The organism is Pinirhizobacter sp., assembly GCF_035317885.1.
Classification (GTDB): domain Bacteria; phylum Pseudomonadota; class Gammaproteobacteria; order Xanthomonadales; family Rhodanobacteraceae; genus Pinirhizobacter.
Genome location: NZ_DATHFX010000136.1, coordinates 1 through 10,923, shown reverse-complemented (window position 1 = coordinate 10,923; position 10,923 = coordinate 1). Strand labels below are relative to the sequence as shown.

Below are 10,923 nucleotides of genomic sequence, written 5' to 3'. Positions count from 1 at the left end.
GACTCGCCCGACCAGCCCCTGCACGGCCACCAGGGGCGGCGCAACGAGCCGGCGCTGACGGCAAGCGTGCTGGGCGCCGTCGCGGCGTTGCGCGAGGAGCCCGCAGAGGCCATCGCCCGCGCCACCACGGCGAATGCCGCGCGGCTATTCGGGTGGGCGCCCGGCTCCGGATCGTAAGGCCGACCGTCACCGGTACCCAAGGGCCTTGCGCGGGCACCTGAAGCACTGTTAGCCTGATTGCTTCACCAATGAACTATTTTTCGATGAAAAAGGTTACCGAGATCATCGCGGGGCTGGACGAGGGCATGGCGCGTGTCGAGCAGATCGTGCCCGGCATGCCCATCGACGATGTCCGCCTTTACAAGCTGCTTACCCTCACCGCCGGGGCGATGCAGGACGAACTGGCCCGGAACCTCAAGCCACACGGCATGGCCGAAAGCGACTTCCACGCACTGATGATGCTGTTCTCAAGCCCCAACGGTTCGGCCTCGCCCAGTGAACTGGCCTGCGTTGCCACGCAAAGCAGCACCAACATGACGCGCATCGCCAACTCGCTGGTGAAGAAGGGTTTGATCACGCGGGCACACGCGGTGGACGACCGCCGCCGCATCGTCATGCGCATCACGCCGGCAGGGCGCCGCTTCGTCAACAAGCTGCTTCCGCCGATGTTCCCGCGCCTTGCCGCCACCTTCGCCACATTCTCGGCAAGGGAAAAAACCACCTTGCAACGCATGCTGCGCACGTTGGCGCAGAGCATCGACGATGTCACCGCCAGGGGCGACGAATGACTCAAGCCTTCTCTTTCCTTCGCCGTGGCGCCCTCGCACTGGGCCTGGGCCTCGCGCTGGCCGCGTGCGCACCGGCGCGCGTGGAGCGTCCGGCCAACCTGCGCGCCGACGTGCCCCTGCAAGGCATCGACGTGCCCGCCACGGGCCAATGGCCCGCGCAGGACTGGTGGCGCCACTACGACGACCCGCAGCTGGACCGGTTGATCGACATGGCGTTGAAGGGCTCGCCCGACCTCGCCCAGGCCCGGTCACGCGTGGACACCGCGCAGCAATCGGTACGCATCGCCGCCGCACAGGCCGGACTGCGCATCGACGGCAGCGCGCAGGTAGCCCGGCAGCGCCTGAGCGAGAACGGCATGATTCCCACGAAATTCCTGGGGTTTACCTGGTACAACCAGGCCGACCTCGGCGTGCAGCTGCAGTACGACTTCGACTGGTGGGGCAAGAAGCGCAACAGCGTCGATGCCGCACTCGACCAGGCGCGCTCGGCACAGGCCCAGCATGCCGCCGCGGCGCTCGCCCTGCAAAGCTCGGTGGCCGATACCTATTTCGGCTTCCTCGCCGACCGCCAGCGCGCGTTGCTTGCCGGTGAGCTGGTTGCCAATGCCGAGCGCATGGAGCGCATCGCCACCCTGCGCGTGAAACAAGGCGTTGACCTGTCCGATACGGTGCAGCAGGCACGCTCGCAAGTGGCTTCGGCGAGGCAGGCCAAAGTGGCCTACGAAGGTTCCGCGGCGATCCGCCGGGCAGCATTGGCAACGCTGGTTGGCGTCGCTCCCGCAAATCTGCCCGCCCTTGCCGACCGCCCCCTTCCCGCCGTGGATGGCGCGTTGCCCGCCAACGCCAGCGTCGACCTGATCGCCCGGCGTCCGGACATCGCCGCCAGTCGCTGGCAGGTGGAGGCCGCACTGAAACAGACGGACGTCGCCCGCGCACAGTTCTTCCCCGATTTCAGCATCAGCGCGATGGCTGGCCTGTCGTCGATCGACATGGACAAGGTATTCACCGGCAGCAGCCGCGTGTTCGGTCTTACCCCGGCGCTGCACCTGCCGATCTTCGAAGGCGGCGCGCTGGAGGCCAACTACGGTTACAGCAAGAGCGAGCTCGACGCCGCGGTGGCGCAATACAACGCCACCGTGATCGCCGCCGCGCGCGACGTTGCCACCCAGGCGCTCAGCGCGCGCCAGGTAGCCGACCGTCGCGTGCAACAGGCCGCCCAAGTGGATGCGGCAACCCGCATGGTAGCCACCAGCGACGCCCGTGCACGCCAGGGCGTACGTGATGCACGCGAGGCACTTGGCGCCCGCGCGCAACTGATCCAGCAGCGCGATGGCGATATTGAACTGCAGGGTCAGGCCCTGTCCGCCGACGTCGCCCTCGCCAAGGCCCTGGGCGGCGGTTTTCGCGCCGACACAGGCGCCGCCGATACCCGAACCGATTCGACTTCGCAGGGAACCGCACAGCCATGAGCTCGCAAGATTCCGAGAATAATTCCGCAGCACCGCCCGCCGACGGCAATGGCAACGGCGCGAAGGATCCGCGCAAGCGCCGGCGCATGATCGTCGTCGCAGTGGTGGTGTTCCTGCTGGCAGGCGTCACCTGGGTGTTGCTGTGGCTACTGGTGTTTTCCCGTCGTGAGGAAACCGACGATGCCTATGTCGGCGGCAACCAGGTGGGTATTTCAGCGCAGGTACCGGGCATCGTGGTCGGCGTGTTCGCCGACGATACCCAACGGGTGAAGACGGGCCAGGTGCTGGTGCGCCTTGACCCCACCGACGCCGATGTGAACCTGCGCAAGGCGGCCAGCGGCCTGGCCCAGGCCGTGCGCCAGGTACGCCAACAAACGCAGTCGGTCGCCAGCGCGGACGCCGCCGTATCCGCCCGGCAACTGGATGTGAAGCGCGCCCAACAGGACCTGGCCCGGCGCCAGCCCCTGCTCGCCGAGCAGGCCGTGGCCCCCGAGGAACTTCAGCACGCACGCGACACGCTCGATAGCGCGCGCGCCGGGCTGGAATCCGCCCAGCGCCAGGCGGATGCCGCGCGTGCGCTGATCGATGGTCGTGAGATCGCCGACAACCCCGCGGTTGAGCAGGCCCGGGCGGCGTACCGCCAGGCCTGGATCGCCGCGCAGCGCAACGCGATCCTGGCCCCGGTGGATGGTTATGTCGCCCAGCGCAGCGTGCAGGTAGGCAATAGCGTCACCCCCGGCCAGCCGCTGATGACGGTGGTGCCGCTGCACGACCTCTGGGTGGATGCCAACTTCAAGGAAAGCCAGCTGCGCCATGTGCGTATCGGCCAGCCGGTGAAGATCCAGGCCGATCTCTACGGCGGCAACGTGACCTACCACGGGCGCGTCACGGGCCTGGGCGTTGGCACCGGCAGCGCGTTCTCCTTGCTGCCGGCGCAAAACGCCACCGGCAACTGGATCAAGGTCGTACAGCGCCTACCCGTGCGTATCGTGCTCGACAACGCAGACCTCGACAAAAACCCGCTGCGCATCGGCCTTTCCACCACCGCCACCGTGGACATCACCGACGCATCCGGCGCTGCGCTGCCTGCATCGCCGGTGACCACGCCCACGGCGCAGACCTCCGTCTACGATGACATCGCCGCCCAGGCCGACGCCCAGGCGCAGGCCATCATCGACGACAACCTGGCCGCACACTGACCATGGCCGAAACCGCGCCCGCGCCCCAGCCGCTGAAGCCGCTTTCCGGCGGCCCGCTGGTCCTGCTCACCATCGCCGTCGCGTTCTCCACCTTCATGGAGATCCTGGACATGACGATCGTGAACGTGGCCGTGCCGCACATCGCCGGCAGCATGGGCGTGAGTGCCAACGAGGGCACGTGGGCGATCAGTTCCTACGCCCTGGCCAGCGCCATCATGCAGCCGTTGACCGGCTGGCTGGCCAAGCGCTTCGGCGAAGTGCGCACGTTCTGTTTCTCGGTGCTGCTGTTCGTGGCGTTCTCGATGCTTTGCGGCCTGGCCACCAGCATGCCGATGCTGGTGGTGTTCCGCCTGTTGCAGGGCGCCGGTTCCGGACCGATGGTGGCCCTTTCGCTGTCGCTGCTGCTGGCAAGCTACCCGAAGACCAGACAGGGAATGGCGCTGGCGATGTGGGCCATGACCGTGGTGGTAGCACCGATCTTCGGGCCCATCCTGGGCGGTTACATCACCGACAATTTCTCCTGGCCCTGGATTTTCTTCATCAACGTACCGGTGGGCGCTGCCGCGGCGGTGGTCACCTGGGGCCTGTTGCGCGGCCGCGAGACGGCAACGCAACGCACGCCGATCGATGCGGTGGGCCTGGGCCTGCTGGTGGTGGGCGTGGGCTGCCTGCAGTTCATGCTGGACAACGGCAACGACCACGACTGGTTCGCCTCGCCGCTGATCCTTACCCTGGGCCTCATCGCCGTGGTGGCGCTGACCTTCCTGATCATCTGGGAACTCACCGCCAAACATCCGGTGATCGACCTCTCGTTGTTCTCGCGCCGCAACTTCGCCGTTGGCGTGGGGGCGTTGTCGCTGGGCATGCTGGCGTTCTTCGGCATCAACGTGGTGTTCCCGCTGTGGTTGCAGACCACGGTGGGCTATACCGCGACGTGGGCCGGCCTTGCAGCCGCGCCCGTGGGCGTGCTGGCCTTCGTGGTCTCGCCCTTCATCGGTGCCAACATCCAGCGACTGGAATTGCGCGGGGTGGTGACCTTCGCCTTCATCGTGTTCGCGTTCTGTTCGTTCTGGTTCGCCGAATTCACCAGCGACTCGTCGTTCGCGTCCATGTTGCCGCCGCGATTCATCATGGGCGTGGGCATCGCGTGCTTCTTCATTCCCCTGAACCAGATTTTCCTGTCCGGCTTACGTCCGGACCAGATTGCCAGCGCGTCTGGCCTGGCCAATTTCTTCCGCACGCTGGCGTCGAGCGTGTCCACCGCCGTGACAGTCACGCTATGGCAGCACCGCAGCGAGTTCCACCACGCCCAGCTGACGGAACATATCAACCAGGGCAGCGCTGCCACCACGCAATACCTGGCGCACCTGCAGGGTCTTGGCGCCACGGGCCAGACGGGCCTGGCAGTGGTCAACCAGGTGCTTACGCGCGAGTCCATGACGCTGGCCGTGAATGATGTTTTCTATGGCTGCGCCATCCTGTTCATCGTGTTGATACCGGTGCTGTGGCTGGCCAAACCGCCTTTCGGCAACGCTGGCGGGGCCGCGGGGCACTAGCCTCCGGCGGACTTGCCACGATCCAAGTGCCGCAGCGCGGCGGTTTCCGGGGTCAGAGTGAATACTCTGACCCCCAACCCCGCCAGCACGACTCACACATCTGCCTTGCGGAACTGGTGCGGCGCAATACGTTCTGCTACGTTTCGCCGCATGGCACAAACCCTCCGCATCATCAAGAAGTACCCGAACCGGCGTCTTTACGACACTGAGATCTCGAGCTACATCACGCTGGAGGAGGTTCGCCAGCTGGTGCTGGACGGCGAGAACTTCGAAGTGCGCGATGCGAAGTCGGGCGAGGATCTCACCCGCTCGGTGCTGCTGCAGATCATTGCCGAGCACGAGGAACACGGGCAGCCGATGCTCTCCCCGCAGCTGCTTTCGCACATCATCCGTTTCTACGGGGATTCGCTGCAGGGCTTCATGGGGCCGTATCTTGAGCGCAGCCTCCAGGTGTTCCTGGACCAGCAGCAACAGTTCCGCTCGCAGCTGAACAACCTGATGGGCCAGACGCCGTGGTCGATGCTCAACGAGCTCACCGAGCGCAACCTGGACATGTGGAAATCCATGCAACGCGGCTTCTTCGACGCCGCCGCGCAGAAAGCCCCGCCTGAGGCGCCGCCGGCCCGGCCGGCCGCGCGCGGCGGCAAGAAAGCCGGGTAAGCCCAGCTCCCGTTACGTTGCAGCGCAAGATGCGCCGCCCTGCACCAATTGCTGCGCCCGCACCTGATTCCATGCTGCGCAGCATGGACCGGCCAACGCCACCGACCTAGGTCCCGCTCCGTGTCCGCATCCGTCCCGCGCCATGTCACGAAATCCATCACGGTCATCGGTGCCGGGCTGGTGGGCGCGCTGGTGGCAACCCTTCTGGCCCAGGCCGGGTTTGAGGTGGATGTCTTCGAAAAACGCCCCGATCCGCGACGTGCGGGCGCAGGCGGCGGCCGCTCGATCAACCTGGCCCTGGCCGAGCGCGGCCTGCATGCGTTGCGTGCCACCGGACAGGCCGATCGTGTGCTTGCACAGGCGGTGATGATGCGCGGCCGCATGGTACACACGCCCGGGGGCCAGCCGGCCCTGCAGCGCTATGGCGTGGACGACAGCGAGGTGATCTGGTCGGTTTCGCGCGGCGGCCTGAACGGGCTGATGATCGACGCGGCCATCGATGCCGGTGCGCGCTTCCATTTTGGCCAGGGGCTGGTCCGGGCCGATTTCGACGCGGGCCGCATCACCCTTTCCGACGGCCATGCGAGCCGCGACGTCGAGGCCGCCGTGGTGATCGGCGCCGATGGCGCGGGATCCGCGCTGCGCACTGCCATGGGCGACCTGGGCGAACGGATCGAGCCGCTCGGCCACGGCTACAGGGAGCTGGAAATTCCTTCGTCGAAGGATCCGTCCACCCCGTTCCGGATCGAGGCCAACGCCCTGCACATCTGGCCCCGTGGCGGCTACATGTGCATCGCGCTGCCCAACCGCGAGGGCAGCTTCACCGTCACGCTTTTCCTGCCCGTGGACAGCGGCACGCCGAGCTTCGCGCAGATCCGCCAGGCGCCCGATGCGCGCGCGTTCTTCGCGCGCGAATTCCCCGATGCGCTGGAACTGATGCCCGACTTCGACCAGGACTGGTCCGGGCATCCGATGGGCACGCTGGCAACGCTCTACCTGGATCGATGGCACCTGGGCGGCCGGGCCCTTTTAATTGGCGACGCAGCCCATGCCATCGTGCCCTTCCACGGCCAGGGCATGAACTGCGGCTTCGAAGACGCAGCCGCGCTCGCCCGCCTGCTGGGCGAGCACCGCGGCGACACCGCCGTGGCCTTCGCCGCCTTCCAGGCCCAGCGCAAGCCCAACGCCGATGCCATCGCCACCATGGCGCTGGAAAACTACATCGAGATGCGTGATTCGGTGGCCGACCCGCACTACCTGCGAAAACGTGAACTGGGAAGCCTTCTGGCCGAACGCGCGCCTTCGCATTACATGCCACGCTATCGCATGGTTACCTTCACCCACCTGCCCTATGCCTATGCGCTCGAACGCGGCCTTGCGCAGGACACCCTGCTCGAGCAGCTGCTGAAGGGTCACGGCGCGGTATCGGAGGTGAACCTGGACGCCGCCGTCGCTACCCTGAAGGCCACCCTGCCCCCGCTGCCCGGCCACGGCCTTGGTTAACGCGCACGACACCGCGTATCGCCGCACGGACTACCGCGTGCGCCTGCCGCGCGGTGGCCATGCATCGATCCGAGTCGACGCACCGCTGCCAGCGGAGCTCTCCGCGGTGATCGGCGAGGCCTGCTGGGCGATCATCACCGGCTGGAATCCGGGCTCGGTCCGGCAGTCGCCGGAGGTGAACCGCGTCGCCCAACGGCGCCTGCTGAGCCTGCTCAAGGCCGCCAGCCCCTCCGTGCTGTGGCCCTCGGTGGGCGTGGGAAGCGAGCATTGGCGCGAGGCGAGCCTGTTCGTGGTGGGTATCGACGCCTGGCGGATCCTGGCCATCGCCGAGGCCTGCGGGCAGCACGCCATCGTCTGCGGCAAGGGTAAGGCCAAGCCGGCGCTGGCCTGGCTGTAGGCCCGCGACGGGTTGCCACATGGACGCCCACCCAAGGTTTTAAGGACAATCGCCCGACCGATGAGCGCCGAAGCACCCCTGCTGCATGCCCGCGCCCTTTGCTTCTCCCGCCAGGAAGAGCCGGTGTTCGGCCCGCTGGATTTCGACGTGGCCGCGGGCGACATCGTCCTGGTGGAAGGCGACAACGGCAGTGGCAAGACCACCCTGATGCGCCTCCTCACCGGCATCCTGCACGTGGACGAAGGCACTCTGGAACTGGAAGGCAAGCCGCTGCGCAATATCGACGCCGCCGGCCGCATCGTGTTCCTGGGCCACCAACTGGGCCTGAAGGCCGACCTTTCGCCCCTGGAAAACCTGCGGGTGGCCGAGGGACTGGCCGGCCGCCGTGACGGCGTGGACGCCATGGCCGTGCTGAGCGAGGTGGGCCTGGCGGGCTACGAAGACGAACCCGTACGCCGGCTTTCCGCCGGCCAGAAGAAACGTGCAGCGCTGGCGCGTCTCATGCTGGTCCCGGCCACCCTCTGGCTGCTGGACGAGCCCTACGCCAACCTCGACCGCGAGGGCATCGCCCTGGTCAACCGGCTGGTCCAGGCGCACGCCGACCGCGGCGGCGCGGCGCTGGTTTCCAGCCACGGCACGGTGACCTTCCTTGGCGGCGCCCCACGCGTCATCCGGATGCACGCGTGAGGGTGAGCACCGGCGCGGCCTGCGCGGCCCTCCTGCGGCGCGACCTGCTGCTGGCCTGGCGGCGGCGCGGCGACATTGCCATGCCGGTGCTCTATGCGCTGATCGTGGCCACGCTGTTTCCCTTCGCCCTGGGGCCGGAAGAGGCCCTCCTGCAGCGCATCGCCGGCGGGGTGATCCTGGTGACGGTGCTGCTGGCCATGCTGCTGGCCCTGGATGCAATGTTCCGCGGCGATATCGAGGACGGCTCGCTCGAACAATTGTTGCTGGCTCCGCAACCTCTGGCGCTGATGTTGGCAATAAGGATATTGGCTCACTGGATTACTACCGCCCTGCCGCTGATCATCATTTCCCCCTTGCTGGCGGGCATGCTGCACCTGCCCACGCCCGTGATGGGCGTGCTGGTGGTGGCGCTGCTGCTGGCCACCCCGCTGCTAAGCCTGATCGGCGCCATCCTGGTGGCGCTGACGGCCGGGACGAGGCGCTCTGGTATGCTTCTGGCGCTAATGTTGCTGCCCCTGTGCGTCCCCGTGGTGATCTTCGCCGCCGGCGCGGTGGCGGCTGCACAGCAAGGGCTGCCGTGGATTGCGCCCATCGCCTGGCTCGGCGCCGCCCTGGTGCTGGCCTTGGTGCTGGCCCCCCTGGCCTGTGCCGCGGCGCTGCGCATCGCGCTGGACGCCTGATATGACCCCACGGCGAATCTCCCGCCTGAACGAGACGCATGGCTAACTGGATCCCCACCTGGCTGCACCGCCTCGGCTCACCGCCGACGTTCTATCGCTTTGCAGGCATCGTGCGCCCATGGGCGCTGGCGCTGGCGCTCATCACCGGGGCGATCGCCGCCTACGGCGGCCTGGTGCTGGCCCCGGCCGATTACCAGCAGGGCGATGCCTACCGCATCATCTTCATCCACGTGCCCAGCGCCTGGATGAGCCTGTTCATCTATTTCGCCATGGGCGTGGCTGCGTTCATTGCGCTGGTATGGCGGATCAAACTGGCCGAAGTGGTGGCGATGGAATCCGCGCCCATCGGCGCGGCCTTCACCTTCATCACCCTGGTGAGCGGCTCGCTGTGGGGCAAGCCGATGTGGGGCACGTGGTGGACATGGGACGCCCGCCTCACCTCCGAACTGGTGCTGCTATTCCTGTACCTGGGAGTGATCGGCCTTTTTCACTCGTTCGAGGATCGGCGCCAGGGCGCACGCGCGGCAGCCTTCCTTGCATTGATTGGCGTGGTGAATGTGCCCATCGTGCATTTTTCGGTGAACTGGTGGAACACCCTGCACCAGGGTTCCACCGTGCGCCTGATGGGTCCCTCGCATATCGATGCGCGCATGCTGTGGCCGCTGCTGACGATGATGCTGGCCACCAAGTGCTATTACGTGGCGAGCCTGTTCGGCCGCGTCCGGGCGGACCTGGTTGCCATGGAAAGCGGCAAGGACTGGGTCAAGGCGCTGGCCGTGGAGGAAACGGCATGAATCAATTCCTCAACATGGGCGGTTATGCCTTCTACGTCTGGACCAGCTACGCGGTGTTCGCCGTGGTGCTGCTGGCCGACTACCTCGCGCCGGTGCTTCGCCGCCGCCGCAACCTGCGCGATGTCCGCGCCCGCATGGCGCGCCAGGGCGCGCGCCGCCGGAATGAAAACGCATGAATCCCACCCGCAAGCGCCGCCTCACCATTGTCCTGCTGGTGGTGGTCGCCGCCGTCGCCGCCGTGGGGCTGGCCGTGTTCGCCTTGCAGAACAACATGAATTACCTTTTCACCCCCAGCCAGGTGCAGGGCGGCCAGGCCACCCAGTACAAGAGCTTCCGCTTAGGGGGGATGGTCAAGTCCGGCTCCATCCAGCGCGCGAGCGATTCGTTGAAGGTGAGCTTCATCGTGGTCGATGCAGACGGTGCGATGCCGGTGGAATACACCGGCATCCTTCCCGATCTTTTCCGTGACAACCAGTCGGTGATCGCCACCGGTTCCATGGACGGCGCCCGTTTCGTTGCCAGCGAAGTGCTGGCCAAGCACGATGAAACCTATATGCCGAAGGAATTGAAGGACGCCATGGCCAAGGCCCACAAGAACAAGGTCATCGACGAGAAGGCCGACATGGAGACGGGCAAGTGATCCCCGAGCTTGGCCAGCTGGCACTGATCCTGGCCATGCTGCTGGCGCTCGTGCAGGGCGTGGTGCCGGTGTACGGCGCGTGGCGCGGCAACACCGCGCTGATGTCGCTGGCGCGGCCGATGGCCACGGGACAGTTCGTTTTCGTGGCGCTGGCCATGGGCATCCTGGTCCACGCGTTCCTCACGTTCGATTTCTCGGTGGGCTATGTCGCTGCCAATTCGAACCTCGCCCTGCCCTGGTACTACCGCATCACCGCGGTATGGGGCGCGCACGAAGGCTCGATGCTGTTGTGGGTATTCATCCTCAACGCGTGGACATTGGCGCTGGCGATCTTCAGCCGGCAGTTGCCTGATGCCTTCGCCGCCCGCGTGCTTGGCGTGATGGGTTTCATCGGCCTGGGGTTCCTGGCCTTCATCGTTTTCACATCCAATCCCTTCCTGCGCGAACTGCCGATGCAGCCCGATGGCGCGGACCTCAACCCCGTGCTGCAGGACCCGGGTATGACCTTCCACCCGCCCGTGCTGTACATGGGTTATGTGGGGTTCTCGGT

At 66.6% G+C, this 10,923-nt stretch carries 14 protein-coding genes; all 14 read left to right on the top strand.

Annotated features, from left to right (window positions below; translation table 11 throughout):
- Nucleotides 1–177: TatD family hydrolase (locus tag VK519_RS04255; protein WP_324347895.1), on the top strand; the 177-nt coding region annotated here is incomplete at its 5' end.
- Between the two features lie 86 nt (nucleotides 178–263).
- Entirely contained in the window at nucleotides 264–788 is a 525-nt protein-coding gene (locus VK519_RS04250; RefSeq protein WP_324347894.1) for a MarR family winged helix-turn-helix transcriptional regulator, read from the top strand.
- The gene (locus tag VK519_RS04245) at nucleotides 785–2,257 is read left to right on the top strand and encodes an efflux transporter outer membrane subunit (RefSeq protein ID WP_324347893.1); all 1,473 of its coding nucleotides are present in this window, start codon (nucleotides 785–787) and stop codon (nucleotides 2,255–2,257) included. Before VK519_RS04250 ends, VK519_RS04245 begins: the two co-directional genes overlap by 4 nt.
- A complete protein-coding gene (locus VK519_RS04240) occupies nucleotides 2,254–3,456 on the top strand; it encodes an HlyD family secretion protein (protein WP_324347892.1) in 1,203 nt (400 codons plus the stop codon). The genes VK519_RS04245 and VK519_RS04240 overlap by 4 nt, the downstream gene beginning before the upstream one ends.
- A gap of 2 nt (nucleotides 3,457–3,458) precedes the next feature.
- On the top strand, nucleotides 3,459–5,012 hold the full coding sequence (locus VK519_RS04235) for a DHA2 family efflux MFS transporter permease subunit (RefSeq protein WP_324347891.1): 1,554 nt from the start codon (nucleotides 3,459–3,461) through the stop codon (nucleotides 5,010–5,012).
- A 150-nt stretch (nucleotides 5,013–5,162) separates the two neighbouring features.
- Nucleotides 5,163–5,672 (top strand): polyhydroxyalkanoate synthesis repressor PhaR, encoded by a 510-nt coding sequence (phaR, locus tag VK519_RS04230; RefSeq protein ID WP_324347890.1) that lies wholly within the window; start codon nucleotides 5,163–5,165, stop codon nucleotides 5,670–5,672.
- A 120-nt stretch (nucleotides 5,673–5,792) separates the two neighbouring features.
- Nucleotides 5,793–7,175, top strand: coding sequence for an FAD-dependent oxidoreductase (locus tag VK519_RS04225; RefSeq protein WP_324347889.1), 1,383 nt, complete (start codon nucleotides 5,793–5,795; stop codon nucleotides 7,173–7,175).
- Nucleotides 7,168–7,572 carry a DUF3293 domain-containing protein gene (locus VK519_RS04220; RefSeq protein ID WP_324347888.1) on the top strand — a complete coding sequence of 135 codons (405 nt, stop codon included), beginning with the start codon at nucleotides 7,168–7,170 and terminating at the stop codon, nucleotides 7,570–7,572. Before VK519_RS04225 ends, VK519_RS04220 begins: the two co-directional genes overlap by 8 nt.
- A gap of 48 nt (nucleotides 7,573–7,620) precedes the next feature.
- Nucleotides 7,621–8,259: a cytochrome c biogenesis heme-transporting ATPase CcmA gene (gene ccmA / locus VK519_RS04215; protein WP_414692694.1), complete on the top strand. Its 639-nt coding sequence runs from the start codon at nucleotides 7,621–7,623 to the stop codon at nucleotides 8,257–8,259.
- Nucleotides 8,256–8,939, top strand: a complete 684-nt coding sequence (gene ccmB, locus VK519_RS04210) for a heme exporter protein CcmB (protein ID WP_324347886.1) — start codon at nucleotides 8,256–8,258, stop codon at nucleotides 8,937–8,939. The genes ccmA and ccmB overlap by 4 nt, the downstream gene beginning before the upstream one ends.
- Nucleotides 8,940–8,977: 38 nt before the next feature.
- Nucleotides 8,978–9,733, top strand: a complete 756-nt coding sequence (locus VK519_RS04205) for a heme ABC transporter permease (RefSeq protein WP_324347885.1) — start codon at nucleotides 8,978–8,980, stop codon at nucleotides 9,731–9,733.
- Nucleotides 9,730–9,909, top strand: coding sequence for a heme exporter protein CcmD (gene ccmD, locus VK519_RS04200; RefSeq protein ID WP_324347884.1), 180 nt, complete (start codon nucleotides 9,730–9,732; stop codon nucleotides 9,907–9,909). The genes VK519_RS04205 and ccmD overlap by 4 nt, the downstream gene beginning before the upstream one ends.
- Nucleotides 9,906–10,373: a cytochrome c maturation protein CcmE gene (gene ccmE / locus VK519_RS04195; protein WP_324347883.1), complete on the top strand. Its 468-nt coding sequence runs from the start codon at nucleotides 9,906–9,908 to the stop codon at nucleotides 10,371–10,373. The genes ccmD and ccmE overlap by 4 nt, the downstream gene beginning before the upstream one ends.
- A partial coding sequence (gene ccsA / locus VK519_RS04190) for a cytochrome c biogenesis protein CcsA (RefSeq protein WP_324347882.1) occupies nucleotides 10,370–10,923 on the top strand: 554 nt, incomplete at its 3' end. The genes ccmE and ccsA, both read left to right, overlap by 4 nt.